The organism is Paenibacillus sp., from assembly GCF_035645235.1.
Lineage (GTDB): Bacteria > Bacillota > Bacilli > Paenibacillales > YIM-B00363 > Paenibacillus_AE.
Genome location: NZ_DASQMZ010000166.1, coordinates 1 through 15,922, shown reverse-complemented (window position 1 = coordinate 15,922; position 15,922 = coordinate 1). Strand labels below are relative to the sequence as shown.

Annotated in this window: 14 protein-coding genes and 1 pseudogene; 5 read left to right on the top strand and 10 right to left on the bottom strand. The window is 60.0% G+C overall.

The window, feature by feature from the left end; genetic code table 11:
• From VEZ38_RS16080 to VEZ38_RS16065, 4 genes are all read right to left on the bottom strand, one after another.
• Positions 1-1,338, bottom strand: a 1,338-nt coding sequence (locus VEZ38_RS16080; RefSeq protein ID WP_324895184.1) for an alpha-glucosidase/alpha-galactosidase, incomplete at its 3' end; no start/stop codon positions are given.
• A 110-nt stretch (positions 1,339-1,448) separates the two neighbouring features.
• A complete protein-coding gene (locus VEZ38_RS16075; protein ID WP_324895182.1) occupies positions 1,449-2,426 on the bottom strand; it encodes an AraC family transcriptional regulator in 978 nt (325 codons plus the stop codon).
• Entirely contained in the window at positions 2,423-3,412 is a 990-nt protein-coding gene (locus VEZ38_RS16070) for a Gfo/Idh/MocA family oxidoreductase (RefSeq protein WP_324895180.1), read from the bottom strand. The genes VEZ38_RS16075 and VEZ38_RS16070 overlap by 4 nt, the downstream gene beginning before the upstream one ends.
• A 33-nt stretch (positions 3,413-3,445) precedes the next feature.
• Positions 3,446-5,452, bottom strand: a complete 2,007-nt coding sequence (locus VEZ38_RS16065) for a putative bifunctional diguanylate cyclase/phosphodiesterase (protein ID WP_324895178.1) — start codon at positions 5,450-5,452, stop codon at positions 3,446-3,448.
• A 110-nt stretch (positions 5,453-5,562) separates the two neighbouring features.
• On the opposite strand from VEZ38_RS16065, the pseudogene VEZ38_RS16060 reads away from it, so the two are divergent.
• Positions 5,563-5,700 (top strand): annotated as a pseudogene (locus tag VEZ38_RS16060) (manganese catalase family protein); the annotation flags it as partial.
• 26 nt (positions 5,701-5,726) lie between these two features.
• Here the strand turns inward: VEZ38_RS16060 and VEZ38_RS16055 are convergent.
• Positions 5,727-6,146, bottom strand: a complete 420-nt coding sequence (locus tag VEZ38_RS16055) for a hypothetical protein (protein ID WP_324895190.1) — start codon at positions 6,144-6,146, stop codon at positions 5,727-5,729.
• Positions 6,147-6,405: 259 nt separating this feature from the next.
• Between VEZ38_RS16055 and VEZ38_RS16050 the strand changes: the two genes are divergently transcribed.
• Positions 6,406-7,413, top strand: a complete 1,008-nt coding sequence (locus VEZ38_RS16050) for a DUF3231 family protein (protein WP_324895176.1) — start codon at positions 6,406-6,408, stop codon at positions 7,411-7,413.
• Positions 7,414-7,590: 177 nt separating this feature from the next.
• On the opposite strand, the gene VEZ38_RS16045 is transcribed toward VEZ38_RS16050, so the two are convergent.
• From VEZ38_RS16045 to trhA, 5 genes are all read right to left on the bottom strand, one after another.
• Entirely contained in the window at positions 7,591-10,131 is a 2,541-nt protein-coding gene (locus tag VEZ38_RS16045; protein ID WP_324895174.1) for a PAS domain S-box protein, read from the bottom strand.
• Positions 10,128-11,000: a DMT family transporter gene (locus VEZ38_RS16040; RefSeq protein WP_324895172.1), complete on the bottom strand. Its 873-nt coding sequence runs from the start codon at positions 10,998-11,000 to the stop codon at positions 10,128-10,130. The genes VEZ38_RS16045 and VEZ38_RS16040 overlap by 4 nt, the downstream gene beginning before the upstream one ends.
• A 3-nt stretch (positions 11,001-11,003) precedes the next feature.
• Positions 11,004-11,915: a DMT family transporter gene (locus VEZ38_RS16035; RefSeq protein ID WP_324895170.1), complete on the bottom strand. Its 912-nt coding sequence runs from the start codon at positions 11,913-11,915 to the stop codon at positions 11,004-11,006.
• Positions 11,916-12,028: 113 nt separating this feature from the next.
• Positions 12,029-12,877, bottom strand: coding sequence for an AraC family transcriptional regulator (locus VEZ38_RS16030; protein ID WP_324895168.1), 849 nt, complete (start codon positions 12,875-12,877; stop codon positions 12,029-12,031).
• A 128-nt stretch (positions 12,878-13,005) separates the two neighbouring features.
• On the bottom strand, positions 13,006-13,644 hold the full coding sequence (gene trhA / locus VEZ38_RS16025; RefSeq protein ID WP_324895188.1) for a PAQR family membrane homeostasis protein TrhA: 639 nt from the start codon (positions 13,642-13,644) through the stop codon (positions 13,006-13,008).
• Positions 13,645-13,841: 197 nt separating this feature from the next.
• On the opposite strand from trhA, the gene VEZ38_RS16020 reads away from it, so the two are divergent.
• The 3 genes from VEZ38_RS16020 to VEZ38_RS16010 all read left to right on the top strand — a co-directional run.
• Entirely contained in the window at positions 13,842-14,435 is a 594-nt protein-coding gene (locus VEZ38_RS16020) for a chromate transporter (protein ID WP_324895166.1), read from the top strand.
• Entirely contained in the window at positions 14,435-14,971 is a 537-nt protein-coding gene (locus tag VEZ38_RS16015) for a chromate transporter (protein ID WP_324895186.1), read from the top strand. The genes VEZ38_RS16020 and VEZ38_RS16015 overlap by 1 nt, the downstream gene beginning before the upstream one ends.
• 90 nt (positions 14,972-15,061) lie before the next feature.
• Positions 15,062-15,922, top strand: an 861-nt coding sequence (locus tag VEZ38_RS16010) for an amidase family protein (RefSeq protein WP_324895164.1), incomplete at its 3' end; no start/stop codon positions are given.

The window sequence follows — 15,922 nt, the reverse complement described above, 5'->3', positions numbered from 1 at the left end:
CTCGGCGATCGCGCCGCCGTACTGGGGCAGCCACTTCTCCTGCGCGACGAGCATCTCGTCGACCATCTGCCATATTTCTTTCGGGTTGCAGACGGCCCCGACCAACGGGTCCATCATGAATGCCTGGCGCAGCAGTTTGTCGTCGCCGTGCACGGCCGCCTCGACCGCGAGCCGCTGCACGGAGACGCTGGCGTTGCATACCGCGGCAGGGCCGAGCGGCAGGTCGCCGACCATCGTCATCGAGATGCCGTTGCCGTCGACGTAGCCCGGCGCTTCGATGACGCAATCGGCCGGCAGGTTCGTAATCACGCCTTTGTTGATGACGTTGAAGTGACCCCGGTAGATGCGGCCGGTTTCCAAACTTTCGATGATGTACGAGCCGTGCTCCTCGCCCCGATTCTCCTGCGCGTACACGCGGGCGGGCTCCTTCATCCAATTCGGGAAGTCGGTCTCGAACCAGTTGCGGCCTTCCGTGCAGACGCGCAGGTATCCGCCGGTTTCCCCGTTGATCCAGCTGCCGAGATCGATCCAGTCGTTGATTTCGTCCGGGCGTTTGCGGTACCAAGGCACGTACTCGCTCAAGTGACCGTTCGACTCGGTGCTGTAATAGCCGAAGCGGCGGAGCATGTCGATGCGGACCTTTTCCGTTCGGGCGTAATCTTCATGGTTTTCGAACGCTTCGAGCAACCCTGCCGTCAGGTCTTTGCCCTTATGGCGGATTTGGATGTACCACGTCTGATGATTGATGCCGGCGCAGACGATGTCGACGTCCTTCTTCTCGAGACCGTACACCTTCGCGATCTGGCGATGTCCGCCTTGCACGCCGTGGCAAAGGCCGACCGTGTTGACGCCGCCGTACTTGTTGCAGGCCCACGTCAACATCGCCATCGGGTTCGCGTAGTTCAGCAGCAGCACGTCTTCCCGCGCGCATTCGCGAATGTCCTTGCAGATGTTCAGCATCTCGGCGATGCCGCGCTGGCCGTACATGATGCCGCCCGCGCACAGCGTATCGCCGACGCATTGATCGACGCCGTACTTCAGCGGAATGTCGACGTCCGTCGCGAACGCCTCCAGCCCGCCGACCCGGATCGTGCAGATGACGTATTTCGCGTCCCGCAGCGCGACCCGGCGGTCGGTCGACGATTGAATGTCGATGGCCAGCCCGTTCTCGCGTATATCGCGCTGGCACAGCTCGGTAACCATTTGCAAATTATGCTCGTTAATGTCCGTGAACGCGACCTCGATGTCGCGGAATTCCGGCACGCTCAGCAGGTCGCGAAGCAAACCGCGCGTAAATCCGATGCTGCCCGCGCCGATGAAGGCGATTTTGAATGACATGCTTCCATGTCCTCCTTCTTGGGATTGGCTTTTGTCCTCATTGTAGCAACAACCCCGAAGGAAACGTTATCAAAATCGTGACCTTCTCGCGGATGCGGTGTCAAAAATCCTCACCTTCCGGAATCGCCCCGCGCGCCGTCGTCCCAACGATGGGCGTCCATCGTCTGCCGGAATTGCACCGGCGTAAGCCCCGTATGGCGTTTAAACATCGCATGAAAATATTGCCGGCTTCCGATGCCGACGGTATCGGAGATGTCCGCAATCGGAATATCGGTGCGCTGCAGGAGCATCTTCGCCTTCTCCATGCGCAGCGTGGTCAAAAATTCGTTCATCGTCCGCCCCGTCTGCGCCTTGAACAGCCGGTGCACGTACCCCGGATGCAAATTGACCGCCGCGGCGACGTCCTTCGCGCGAATGTCCCGATCGTAATGCTGGCGCATAAACTCCACGCACTTGCGAACGTATGCCTCCGCGGGCGAGGCGGCGTCGGACGCGGACGTTTCCTGCAGCCTCGCGATGCGGATCAGCAGCTGGGCGAACAGCAGATGCACGAGCGTTCCTTCGCCGCAAGCGCCGCGGCCGCCTTTCGCGTCGCGGGCGTCCAGCTCCAGCACGAGCGACTTCAGCGCATGATACACCTCGTCCGGGTCCCGCAGCACCGTATACGTGCGTTTCGCCGTCAGCAGCGCGACGAGCGACTCCTCCTCGGCGGCCAGCTTGCGGATCGACGGCACGCCGGCGCCGCTCGACGCAAAGCCGAATTCCACGTTCAGCATGCGGCAGGCGCCTTCGACGACGAGCCGATGGGGCACGTTCGCCGCGACGACGATAAATTCGCCGTGCGACAATGCAATGCGATCCGTCGCCCCCGAGGCCGCCGGTTCGACCCGATCGGGCGTGCCCGCTTCGCCGGGGCGCTCGACCTCGACGCGGCATGAGCCGCGAATCACATACATGATTTCCGTGGAATCGTGCCGATGGAACGGCATATCGAACTTTCGCCATTCCCGAAAATAATAGGCGTACGCCTCGGGATGAACGTCCTCCCGGAGGGCGCGCACCGGAAACAGCGTCGACTCGGCGCTCATCGCAGGACGCGGTCCGCCGGGTAGACGAGCCCCATCTGCCGGCGCGCTTCGTCCATGACGCGCATCGTCTGCAGCGAGACGTCATGCGTGTTCACGGGCGATTCGATGTCGCCGCGCCGCGCGGAGGCGAGGAACGCCTCGATTTCGTACCGCATCGTATGCGGGGACTGCGCCCGGCTGACGTCCTCCGCCGCGCCGCCGCGCAGCCGCAGCTCGACGCGGGACGGCTCGCTCATCTTATCGAAGACGAGATTGCCGTCCTCGCCTTGAATTTCGCAAGGGGCGTCGGAGAACGTAATTTTCGAATACGTCACGACCGCCTCCATCCCGTCGTACGCGAGAATCAGGCTGCCTTCGCCGTCGACGCCCGACGAAAGCAAGACGCCGTTCGCCTTCACCGCGAGCGGCGGACCGTATAACCGTATCACCGGGTACAGGCAATACACCCCTAGATCCATCAACGCGCCGTTCGAGAGCGACGGATCGAAGGCGTTCAGGACCGTTCCGGCCCGATAAGCGTCGTACCGGGACGAATATTGGTTATAGGACGCTTGCACCCGACGCACCTTGCCGATGCGCCCCGCATGCTCCCGAATCGCTTCGAAATTCGGCAGGAACGTCGTCTTCATCGCCTCCATCAGCAGCACGCCGTTCCGCCGGGCGGCTTCGATCATGGCGGTCGCCTCGGCGGCGTTGGATGCGAGCGGCTTCTCGCAAAGCACATGCAGTCCCGCGTCCATGCAGCGAATCGCTTGCTCCGCATGCGCCGCGTTCGGCGAGGCCACATAGACGGCGTCGACGACGCCGGAAGCGGCCATCGCGTCGAGGCTCGCGAACCGATGCTCGATGCCGTGCGCCTGCGCGTAAGCGTCCGCGCGGTCGAGCGTCCTGGAGCAGACCGCAGTCGCGGCGAAGCCGTCGACGGTCCGCCCGGCCTCTAGGAACCGCTCCGTAATCCAATTGGTGCCGATGATGCCAAAGCGCATAAACTCGCCTCCGCTTCCGATGTTTTTATTTCATTACGCGCCGACCCGATCGTCCGACAGCAGGACTTCCACCTCGTTCGGGCGGAGCGGCTTCGAATAATAATAGCCTTGAATTTCGTCGCAGCCGAGCGATTTCAAATAAGCGAGCTGGTCGCTCCGCTCCACGCCCTCCGCCGTCGTCTTCAGCCCCAGCTCCCGCGCCATCGTCAGCATCGCCTTCACGATCGCCCGATCCTCGCCGCGATGCGGAAGCCCGACGATGAACGACCGATCGATCTTGACGCGGTCGAAGGCAAGCCGCTTCAAGTTGGCGAAGGCGCTGTAACCCGTACCGAAGTCGTCGATGCCGACCTGAACGCCGAGGTCCCGAAGCTTGGACACTTGCCCTATCGCGAGCGGCGCGTCGCGCATCGCGGCGCTTTCCGTAATTTCAAGCTCGAGCAGCGAAGCATCCAAGCCCGATTCTACCAGAATGCCCTCCACGCGATCAACGAAATCGCATTTGCGAAGCTGCTCGTAGGACACGTTCACGGCAACGCGAAGCCGCAGCCCGAAGACGGCGTTCCACGTCCGCGTTTGACGGCACGCCTCGCGCAGCGCCCACGCCCCGATGCGTTCGATCGCTCCGTTCTGCTCGGCCAGCGCGACGAATCTCTCCGGCGGGACGGCGGCGCCGTCCCGATTCCACCGCAGCAACGCCTCGAAGCCAGCGATCCGGCCCGTCCGCAGGTCCACCTGCGGTTGATAATGAAGCTCCAAATCCCGGCCTTCCAATACTCGCTTCAGCTCTTGCTTCATGCGCTGGTCCTCGACCGTAGGCAGATCGACCTCCCGGGAGAAGATGCAAACCCCGTCGCGCCCCCGCTCCTTCGCCCGGTACATCGCGAGGTCGGCATGCTTCATCGCTTCGCCGGCGGCAGCCGCATGTACGGGCACATGCGCGATGCCGATACTGGCGGATACATGCAGCACGTAGTCTTCGTACGGCAGCGGCTCCGAGACCGCCCGCAGGATACGTTCCGCCGTCGGCAGCGCCGCTTCCGCGTTCGCCGCGTCGCCGATGACGAGAAACTCGTCGCCGCCGAGCCTTGCGACGAGGTCGCCCGGCGCCGCCGCGCCTCGCAGCCGCTCGGCCGTCATCGCCAGCAAGTAGTCTCCTGCCTGATGCCCCAGCCAGTCGTTGACTTGTTTGAACTGGTCGAGGTCGATCAGCATGACGAAGCAAGGCGCGCCGGAACGCACCCGTTCGTCGAGATGCTCGTTCGCGTACATGCGGTTCGGCAGCCCCGTCAGCGAATCATGAAATGCGATATGTCGAAGCCGCCTATGATTCCATTCCCATTGCTTCCGCTTGGCGACGTATTGCCGTTCTCCGACGACCACGGTCATGGCCGTCATGGCGAACATCGTCGCGTATTCGATGAAGAAGCCGTCGGGATGCGGCGCGATGCCGAAGCTCTCGAGGACGATCAGCATGCAGCCCAGCATCCCATGGCCGATCAAGAACGCCAGGAAGGCGGTGTACGCGGCGCTAGGGGATCGGCCGGCGTCCGTCCGGTCGATATGATGCTGGTGGAGCAAACGGAGCGTCAGGAAGGCGCAGGACACCGTGAACGCGGCTCCGGTTAAGAACGCCGGCATCGCCGGCTGCGGATTGCCGGTATATCGCGAGAACACCGCGTAATGAACAGCCGTGAACAGCAGGCCGATCACGACGCTGCCGCCGAGCTGGCGATACGACGTCGTCTCCGCCCCTAACTCGCCTTCCGGCTTCCATGCCTCGACGACGCGCACGCAGAGCGCATTCGCGCCGATCGCCAAGACGGCGAGTCCGGCCGCGAACGCATCCGGGCGGAGCAGGCCGTACGTCTGAAGGATGAACCCGTACGACAAAGCGACGCAGACGCCCCCCAAATACGGCACCGCGGCTTGCGCGCGACGGCTCCAAGCGCGTTTCGGCGCAGGCGCGGCCAGCAGCGCATAAAAAAAACTCATGTTCGCGATCAGCGAGAGCAGGATAAAGATACGGTGGTGTCCCAAGACGCCGACCCTCCCGGAGGCGAAAGAAATCCGCAAGTTTGCCATATTGTAAAGCGCTTTCTCCCGCCTGGCAACTAAAAAACAAACGCGAGAATTGCATCTGGACTACCGACGGCCGGTTGTGCATAGCCGTGCTTAAGCAGCGTTATACGTTGCCGGAAAAGGTGATCGCGATCGCGAATGACATCGGCACGGAGGAGCTGTCCCACTTCGAGATGGTCGCGACGATGATTTATAAGCTTACGAAGTTGAGTTATTTCGTTTTGTTTGTATGTTATTGTCGATATAGGACAACCCCAATCAGAATGGGCACACACATGGACAAACCACCAAGTAAAAGGGGAAAAGGGAGGTGATTAGAATACACGATGGAAAACGTCCCGAGTAATCCTCCAATAATGAAGAAAATCGCGGCGTTACTATTTACGTCCTCAATTTTGGCATTTCGATAAGCATCATAGACCCCAAGAACATAAATCCCAGGGTAAAATAGAGCGAACTGATAATTTACTTGATTCAAGGCTTCAATTCGATAACCGTTAAAATCTAAGTAAATAGCTTTGTTGATGAATGCCAAATAGTTAATTATATGTTCCAAAAAGAAAAAAACAAATCCCTTTATGAATTGCCTATTATAAATTTGCCCGCCACCTGGCATAACAATTGAAATCACGCTCGCAATAATTCTCCTCATATTTCCAACCCCTAAGGTCTTTCCATTGGTTTCCCCTTTCTTATTTTCAAATATGCACATTTATTTCCGCTATCCTGCACAGTTCGCATAACAATCCCGCAGCCTGTCGCGGCGTACTGCATTCATTGTTTTGAAGGGCTGTCGCTTCGCTTCCTATGAAACTATCGTCCCCGCCGCGGAATCCATACCTGCAAGAAAGTGGATAAAATCATACGGTTCAACAAATTATAATACAAAATTATGGTTTGGGGGACTTGTAATGGACAAAGAGAATTTAAAACTCACTTCCACTGAAATTGGAACATTGTGGGGGGAATATGTACACGGAACAGCTGTAGATGTTGTGAACCGTTACATGTTTCGTATTGTGGAGGATGAAAAAATTAAAGCGCTGTTTGATGAAGCGGTAAAGACTTACGGTAAACAAAAAAAGCAAATTGCAACGTTTCTAGAAAAAGAAGGGTTTCCAATCCCCATTGGATTTAACGAATCCGACCTGAATCCAGGGGCAAAAAGACTGTTTTCCGACGCATTCTGTTTACAGTACCTGCACATCATCACGCTTCATGGTTTGTTGGGGCATATCACTGCCCTTGCCGCATCGGTACGAAAGGATCTGAGAGATTTTTATGACTCTTGTGACAACGATGGAAAGACTATGTACCACAAAACCATTGAAGTGCTGCTGGAAAAGGGTTTATTCCAAAGAGATCCTTACTTCTATCCCGAGGAGAACCCCGAATACGTGCAGAGTCAAAAGTTCTTGGATGGCTTCTTTGGGAACAAACGCCCGTTAGCCTCAACCGAAATGATCGCCCTCTCCTTTAATATGAAAAAGAGAATACTGGAGAAGACGCTCTCCATTGCGTTTAGTCAAGTGGCCCAACAGGAAGACGTGAGAAATTTTTTTATGTCAACGCAGGAAGTGTCGAACGATCAAATTCAAACCCTCGGCAACATTTTGCGCGGCGATAATTTGCCTATTCCTACATCGTGGGAAAGCGAAATTACGACTTCCACCGAATCTCCTTTCTCGGACAAATTAATGCTGTACCACATTGGATTTTTAATGCAAGCATCGCAAGCCTATCATGGGACTGGCCTGGCATCCGCAATGCGACTAGACCTCGTGGCGCAGTATGAAAAAATCATTCTAAGGAACCTCATGGTCACGAAAGAGTGGTTTGATCTCATGACAAAACATCAATGGTTAGAACAACCCCCGCTTGCGCCAAATCGAAAAAGCATGATTGGGAATGCAAAATAGAGACAAGAACATTGCAGTATATAATTAAATCTGATCGCAGACTTCTACGAGGACGTAGCCGCGGAGGAGAAGGCTCGGGCTACGTCTTCGGGTGCGCGAAAAAAGTCCATTCGCAGCGGTTCCGGGAAGCCGCGGAGCTGCTTTCTTCGCGATAACTTCCCGACTCTTCCGCCGTGCTTACGCTTGCCGCGGCGCAGCCAGCGGCAGCTTTACCGTGAACGTCGTGCCGCGGCCGGCGACGCTTTCGACGGCGACCGACCCGCGATGCGCTTCAACGATGCTGTAGCTGACGCTTAGCCCTAAGCCGGTGCCGTATTCCTTCGTCGTAAAGAAGGGACGGCCGACGAGCGGCAGCTTCTCCGCCGGAATGCCGTGACCTTGATCCACGCAGCGTACGACCGCCATCCCCTCCGCCGCTTCCCCTTCGATTCGGATGACGCCGCCGTCCGGCATCGCCTCGATGGCATTCTTCACGAAGTTAATAAACACTTGCTTCAGGTGATTCTCGTCCCCGTAAATCCGGAGCGGATCGGACGGCCATCGCACCGCGAGTTCGATGTTCTTTAGATTCGCGTGCGATTCGAGCAGACCGACGACGCGCTCCACGATCGACCGCAGCGGGACGTGCGTCATCGCCGTCACATGCGGCTTGGCGAGCAGCAGCAGCTCGGTCAGAATCGACTCGATCCGGTTCAGCTCCTCGTTCATGATCCCGTAATAATGCGGCTTCGACGTTCCTCTCTGCATGATCTGCAAGAAGCCCTTAAGCGACGTCAACGGATTGCGAATTTCGTGGGCGATGCCCGCAGCGAGCTGACCGGCCGCGGAAAGCTTCTCGGACTGCGCCATCAACGCCCGCGCCTTCTTCCGCTCCGCGATGTCCCGTACAATCGTATGGACCGCGTCCTCGTCCTGATAGACGGTCGGAATCGACTTGACTTCGACGTCGAGCGCCCGCCCGTCCAGGCGTACGTATGTGCATTCCGTCAATTCCGCGACGTCGCGTCGCTCCTGGACGAATCGCCTCCGCTGCAGCGCAAGGCGGCGGTAGTCCGGGTGCACCAGCGTTAGCGGCTCGACCGAAAGCAATTGCTCCTTGCTCGCCGCGCCGAACAGCTCGACGGCGGTCTCGTTCACGTAGACGAAGCGGCCGTTGATACTTATCAGAATCGCGTCCGGCGAATGCTCGACGATTTGCCGGTACTGTTCTTCCCTCGCTTTAAGCTCCTGTTCGGCGCGCTTGCGCTCCGAGATATCGCGGCTGACGCCGAGAATTTTGTCCACTTCGCCCGCGGCGTTGCGGATGAATTTGACCGACGTCTCGAACCAGACGTAAGCGCCGTTCTTGTGGAGCACGCGGCCCCAAAATACATCCTCGTCGGCGAAGCTTCGACGCCGCAGCTGTTCGAGATCCTCGGGGTGATACCACTCGGCGCTCGTCTTGCCGACGATCTCTTCCGGAGCGTAGCCGAGCAGCGACGTCACCGCCGGCGAGACGTAACGAACGGTGCCGTCCGGGCCGCCGATCGTGATGATGTCCCGCGCATTCCCCGCGATCAGTTGATACAATTCTTCGACCTCGCGAAGCCGCGCTCGCTCCGCCTCCCGATCCGAGACGTCGCGCAGCACCGCGATGTGTTCGGTCACCTTGCCCGACCGCCCGCGAACGCTCTTCGTCCGTCCTTCGATCCATATGTAATCGCCGTTCTTCGTGCGGCTGCGGAAGACCGTCAGCTGCTCGTCCGATGTCGCGTCCGTCCCGTAGAACGCAGTTATCGATTTGGCGTCTTCGGGATGGACGAGCGCCAGCCCGTCGGTACCGATCAGCTCTTCCGGCGTATATCCGAGCACGGCGGCAACGGACGGAGATACGTAAGTGAACACGCCGAACGGATTGAAGCGAGCGATCATATCGAGCGAATGCTCCGCGAGCAGCCGGTATTTGCGCTCGCTCTCGCGGAGCTGGTGAATCAGCTTCGCTTGCTTCGTGACGTCCTTCGCGATGCCGTAGACGCCGACGGCTTCCCCGTCGACAAGAATCGGCACGAGCGTGACGTCGAGATGGACGAAGCCCCCGTCCTTGCGAGGAATCGACGTCTCGAATCGATACGTCTCCATCGAGCCCTCGTTCGCATGTTCGAGCGCGTACCGCATGCCGTCCCGAAGCGGCGCCGGCAGCTCCAGGCTCCAATCGGACGCCTTATACCCCGTGATGCGCTCGACGGAGCCGTTAATGCTCGTGACTTCGCCGTCGAGGGTGACGGCGTATACGAGGTCCGGGTTTTCGTCGAACAACGACTTATACTGCTGCATATGGCTCTTTAGGAGATGCTCCGCCCGCTTGCGGTGGGAGATATCCTGTATTTGCGATACGAAAAACAGCGGCTGACCGATCGAATCCCGTACGACGGAAACGGACAAATGCACCCAAATGTGGACGCCGTCCTTGCGAATATACCGTTTCTCGTGCTGATACGAATCCGCTGTGCCCTCGATCAGCTCGGCGCGCATCCGCTCTCCCGGGGACACGTCGTCCGGATGCGTAATATCGACGAACGTCTTCGTCACAAGCTCCGCTTCGGGATACCCCGTCAAACGACACAGCGACGGATTTACCCGTCGGAACGTTCCGGATAACCCGACGATCGCCATCCCGATCGCCGAATGGTTGAAGGCATGCAGAAATAACGAATCGGTATCCAGCGACGGCAGCGTCATGCGTTCCCCTCCTTCGCGACCGATTTGCTCGGCCAATTCAACATCGTCATACCCGCGACGACCGTGACGGCGCCGAACACGATATACCCCGTAATCGGCTCGTTCAACAGGACGCCCGACCAGAGGACGGTAAAGAGCGCCGCCATGTTCGACACGATGACCGCGATCGAAAATTTCACCGTACGCAGCGCTTTGGACAACATGAGAAAGCTGATGCCGGTAATGAGACCGAGCGCGGCCGCCGCGAGCCATGCGCCCGGTACGAAGGCCGGCGACCAATCGGCGGCGAACGGCAGCGGCGCGGCGGTCAGCATCGAAGCCCAGAAGAAGATACTGTAATTCATCGGCAAATCGCCCATGGAATCGAGCAGCATTTTCTGACTGAGGAAATGCAAAGCCGCGCCGATGCCGGAAAAGACGAACAACAGCGTAATCCAACCCTGCGTGGCGATCGTCTCGTAGATCGAGCGGCCGTTCAGCGTAATCAGCAGAACGCCCGTCAGGACGACGGCGGCGGAAATCCAGCTTTTCGTCGTGAGGCGGTCTTTAAATAAGAAGAGTCCCGCGACGAGCAAGGCGATCGTCTGAATCGGCTGAACCAGCACGTTCCCGTAGGCGTATCCGATCGTGATCGCGATATTTTCGAATAAATAATTGCCGGCCTTGCCCAAAGCCCCGATCCAAATCCACCGATGGAACGCGGCCGGCCGCGGCGACTTGCGCCCGATCGCGATAATGACCGCGAGCGCGGCGGCGCCGACGGCGAAACGGGCGAAGGTGATCGTGTACGAGTCGAATTGGAGCGCGGCGAGCTTTACCAACACGCCGACGAAGCTCCAAGAAAGCGTCGCAATCAATAAATACAGCATCGGTCAAGCCGCCTTCGGCAGCGGTTCGACCGGCTTGCGCTCCGACCCGATCCAGACGAGCCCGAACGCCATGAGCGCCGCTCCGGCGAGCTGGGGCAATCGAATCGTCTCGCCGAACATCAGATAACCGGCTACGACGGCCGCGGCCGGCACCGCATACCGAAAAAAATTCGAGCGGGCGGCGCCGACCTTAAACATGCTGGCGTTCCAAGCGATGAAAGCGATGACGGTGCAAAACAATACATTATACGCAAGGACGGACCATTCGACCGCGCCGAGCGCCGCCCAGTCGACCTTGCCCCACGACGCCGTCGTCAGCGGCGCCATGAGCAGCGAGCCGAACAAAATCGTCCAGGCGCTGATGCGCAAAGCGGAGTAGCGTCTCATCAGCGGCATCGTGCCCAGATTAAACAGCGCGCCGATGATGCTGACGCCGAACGCCATCGCGTTGCCGAGCATATGCTTCGAGGAAAGATCGAATCCCCCGGCGCCGAGCACGACGAAGGCGACGCCGATCATGGCGACCGCGCCGCCGAGCGCGAGGCGCTGCGTCATGCGCTCGCGCGTCACGAGCGGCGCGAACAGCGCGACGAATATCGGCCAAGGCGCGACGTTCAGCAGCGATGCGTTCGCCAGCGTCGTGTACTGAATCGAATACATGACTAAGAGTTCAAGCAGCGTGACGCCGAAGAGGCCGAGGAAGAACGTGTGCGCAAGCGCGCGCGGCGGCAAACCGACCGAGCCTTCCTTCCAGCGAAGGAGCAAGAAGAAGCACGGAACCGCCAGACCGAACCGCAGAAACGTAAACAACTCGGGGTCGAACGTCTCCATGGCGAACCGCGAAAAGCCGAAGTTCGCGCCCCAGATGACGGCGACGGCGAGTAGCGATACATAGGATACTGCATGATTTCTCAAGATGCTTTCTCTCCGATCTTGTATCCGTTTACTCTCTTTTCTCTCTAAGGTTCTATATTACAATCCAAACGGGCGGAGAAACAACAGTTTTTACGCGTGCCGCGTAAAATCCCTCACGACCGTTTGCGGTATTGCAGCGGGGAGACGCCGACGACCCGTTTGAATACATGGCAAAAATACGAGACGTTCGGCAGCCCGACCGCGATGCCGACGCGCTCCACCGGGTCGTCGGTGGCCTGCAGCAGCCGGCAGGCTTCTTTTATGCGCCGGGCGGTCAAATATTCCGAGATGCTGTTGCCCGTCTCTTGGCGAAAGACGCGGGAGACGTAATTTTTGGACAGGTGCAGCGCGTCGGCCAGCGCATCCAGCGAGCATTCGGTAGCGAAATTTGCTTCGATCCACTGCATGACGCTCTCCGAATATCGAAGCTCGCGCGGGGAAAGCGCCGACTCGGAACGGTCCTCCGTCGCCCGCCGCAAGCAGGAGATCATCTGCAGCAGCAGCAACAGGTTCGATTGCTCCCGCCCCTTCGCGCGGTCCGTCTCGAACGAGCGGCAGACGGCCTCCATCAACGCCCCCTCGGAGGCGACGTCGAACCGCTGCTCCGGCAGCTGCCGCTTCCAAAGCTGCCGGAAGAAGCGCTGCAGCTCCGGGAACGGGGATGCCGCCCGGTCGACGGCCACCGGGTCGAAATGCAAAACCGTCCGCTCGTAGGGGGTACCCGCGGAAGCTTCCGGGTGCACCTTGTGCAGCTGGAACGGCTGGAAGCAATACAGCATCCCCGGTTCGATGTCGTACGTGCGCTGGTTGACGACGATTTTCCCGGCGCCCCGGCTCACGTACAAGAGCTCGAAGGCGGCGTGATAGTGATAATATCCTTTCATCGGCGCGTCCGCCGTATGCCGCGAGGCGTACAGCGCGGTGTCTTGCGTGAAATAGACCGGATCGAAAAGCGAGTCCATAACGGCCGGTTCCCCTTTACGGGATAAGATAACGATATTTTCGCATAACACGGAACGTTTTCGATAGGTGCTTGGGGCTTAATCGCGATATTTTTTAAACAAAAAGGATCCCTTGCGGGATCCGTCGATTAAGGCAGCATGAGCAGGATAGCGGCGAAATGCGTCACCGAGCCGGCTAGCACGAACAAGTGCCACACCGCATGATGATGGGGGAACGCGCGCCAGACGTAAAAGACGGAACCGATCGTGTAGCACAGCCCCCCCGCCACGAGCAGCTGCACGCTGACGGGTTCGGCGGCCGTCACGAGCGGCTTCCACATAAAGACGATCAGCCAGCCCATGGCGATATAGCCGAACGTGGAGAAAAACAGAAACCTCTTCGTGTAGAACGCTTTGAAAACGACGCCCCCGATCGCCATCCCCCAGACGACGCCGAACAGCGCCCACCCGAGCGGGCTGCGCAGCAGCGTCAGCAAGATAGGCGTATACGTCCCGGCGATAAACAAATATATAGACGCGTGATCGAACGTCTCGAACAAGTCCTTCACTTTGCCCTCGGGGAATGCGTGCACCAGCGTCGACGACGTGTACAGCAGCAGCATCGTTACGCCGTAGACCGAATAGCTGACAATATGCCAGGCCGTGCCCTTCAAGCTGGCGAATACGACGAGCAGCACGAGCGCGACAAGGCTAAAGATCGCGCCGAGCCCGTGCGTGATCGCATTCACGAGCTCCTCCCGACGCGAATAAACGTACGTATTGACCAACGTCTCCACCTCCGAGTTCTCTCTACGAATCATTATAGCAAGGTTCCCCCGCCGGACGGAAATCATTCCCGCTCGCCCGTCGGCGGCAGGGATGCGCGTTTTCTAAAAAAGTTGAACTTTGCGCCGCAGCGGGGTATATTACATACCGCAAATAAAGTGCCGGATGGCATTCGGCTGGGAAGAGAGGAAGCGGCGGCATGAGCGGCAACGCATTCTGGCAAATCGGCGCGGCCATGTGCCGCACGGGCATTCTCGGGTACGGCGGCGGTCCTTCGATCGTGCCGTTGATCCGTTACGAGGCGGTAACGCGCTACCGCTGGATGACCGACGAGGAATTCGGGGAGGTGCTCGCGATCGCGAACGCGCTGCCGGGACCGATCGCGACCAAACTGGCGGCCTATCTCGGCTACCGGCTGAAGGGGTCGCTCGGCGCGCTCGTCGGGCTGCTCGCCCACATCGTCCCGACGAGCGCCGCGATGGTGGCGCTGTACGCGTTCATCTCGTTCTTTAACGAATCGCCCGTCATCCGCGGCATGATCGCCGCCGTCGTGCCGGTCATCGCCGTCATGCTCGGCGTCATGGCGTCCGAATTCGGCGAGAAGGCGGTCAAGGGCTTGGGCCTGCCGCTCGGCGTCGGGCTGTTCGCCGTCGCCTTGGCGCTGCTCGCGCTCGTCGACGTGCACCCCGCGTTCGTCATCGCGGCGTTCCTCGCGTACGGCGCCGTTCACCACCGGGCGGCGGCTCGTTGGAAGGCGCGCCGACAGGCGCGAAAGGAGGGGGCCGAGCGATGATGCGCGAAGCGTGGGAACTGTTTCTCGGCTTCTTCCTGGCGAACGTGTTCGGGTACGGCGGCGGCCCCGCGTCCATTCCGCTGATGTACGAAGAGGTCGTAACGAACCGCGGCTGGCTGACGAGCGCCGAGTTTACGAACGTGCTCGCCCTCGGCAATTCGCTGCCCGGCCCGATCGCGACGAAGATCGCCGCGTATGTCGGATACGACGTCGCCGGCTGGTTCGGCGTCGCCGTCGCGCTCGCCGCGACGGTCGCGCCTTCGGCGGCGGCGCTCATCCTGCTGCTGCGGCTGTTGCACCGCTACAAGCAATCGCCCGTCGTGAAGGGCATGACGCTGCTGGTGCAGCCGGTCATCGCCGTCATGATGGCGATCGTCACTTGGGACAGCTCCGCGGCGTCGATCCGCGCGATCGGCATCCTGCAATATACGGCGATCGCGGCCGTCGCCTTCTATTTGTTGCAGCGCCGCCGCGTCCATCCGGCGTTCGTCATCGTCGGGGCGTTCGTGTACGGCGGCTTGTTCCTAAGCGAATAAAAACCGCGGCCCGGCGGTTACACTGAGAAGCGTAGCCGCGGGTGCGGTTTTTTTTTGTTGATTTCAGGGCGTTCGACGGAGGCGATGAGGATGCAAGAAAGCGTTATGGAGCTGCAGCGCGGCATGGCGTCGGGCGAATACGGATCGAAAGAGCTCGTGCTTCGTTATATGGAACGCATCGCCGCGCTCGACAAGAACGGGCCGCGGCTGAACGCCGTCCTCGAGCTCAACCCGGATGCGCTCGGCATCGCGGAGGCGATGGATCGGGAGCGCGCGGTGCAAGGACCGCGAGGGCCGCTGCACGGCATTCCGGTGCTGCTGAAGGACAATATCGAAACCGAGGACCGGCTGCATACGAGCGCCGGGTCGCTGGCGCTCGCGCACTCGTACGCGATGCGCGACGCGTTCGTCGTGCGCCGGCTGCGCGAAGCGGGCGCCGTCGTTCTCGGGAAAGCCAACATGAGCGAGCTGGCCAAATTCGTCTCGCCGTCGATGCCGAACGCCTACAGCTCTCGCGGGGGCGTCGTTCGCAACCCGTACGGCCCGGGCGTCTTCGACGTCGGCGGGTCGAGCTGCGGGAGCGCCGTCGCCGTCGCGGCCGGCTTCGCGGCGGTCGCGCTCGGCACGGAGACGCTCGGGTCGATCATCAATCCGGCGGTGGAAAACTCGATCGTCGGCCTCAACCCGACGCTCGGCCTCGTCAGCCGGGCCGGGCTCGTGCCGCTGGCGCCGACGCACGACACCGCGGGCCCGATGACGCGATCCGTCGCGGACGCGGCGATCGTGCTCGGCGCGATCGCGGGTCTGGACGACGGCGACGCCTCGACGCGGATCGGTCTCGGCCGCGTCCGCGAGGATTATACCCGCTTCCTCGACGAGAGCGGCTTGCGCGGCGCGCGGCTCGGCATCCCGAAAGCCGCGGAATACCCGGGTCTCCCCGAGGAAGAAGCC

Bases quoted from the DNA above. Each gene is read 5' to 3' on its own strand.
- VEZ38_RS16075 (WP_324895182.1), bottom strand. From the start codon at position 2,426: ATGAGCGCCGAGTCGACGCTGTTTCCGGTGCGCGCCCTCCGGGAGGAC.
- VEZ38_RS16070 (WP_324895180.1), bottom strand. From the start codon at position 3,412: ATGCGCTTTGGCATCATCGGCACCAATTGGATTACGGAGCGGTTCCTA.
- VEZ38_RS16055 (WP_324895190.1), bottom strand. From the start codon at position 6,146: ATGAGGAGAATTATTGCGAGCGTGATTTCAATTGTTATGCCAGGTGGC.
- VEZ38_RS16050 (WP_324895176.1), top strand. From the start codon at position 6,406: ATGGACAAAGAGAATTTAAAACTCACTTCCACTGAAATTGGAACATTG.
- VEZ38_RS16045 (WP_324895174.1), bottom strand. From the start codon at position 10,131: ATGACGCTGCCGTCGCTGGATACCGATTCGTTATTTCTGCATGCCTTC.
- VEZ38_RS16040 (WP_324895172.1), bottom strand. From the start codon at position 11,000: ATGCTGTATTTATTGATTGCGACGCTTTCTTGGAGCTTCGTCGGCGTG.
- VEZ38_RS16030 (WP_324895168.1), bottom strand. From the start codon at position 12,877: ATGGACTCGCTTTTCGATCCGGTCTATTTCACGCAAGACACCGCGCTG.
- VEZ38_RS16020 (WP_324895166.1), top strand. From the start codon at position 13,842: ATGAGCGGCAACGCATTCTGGCAAATCGGCGCGGCCATGTGCCGCACG.
- VEZ38_RS16015 (WP_324895186.1), top strand. From the start codon at position 14,435: ATGCGCGAAGCGTGGGAACTGTTTCTCGGCTTCTTCCTGGCGAACGTG.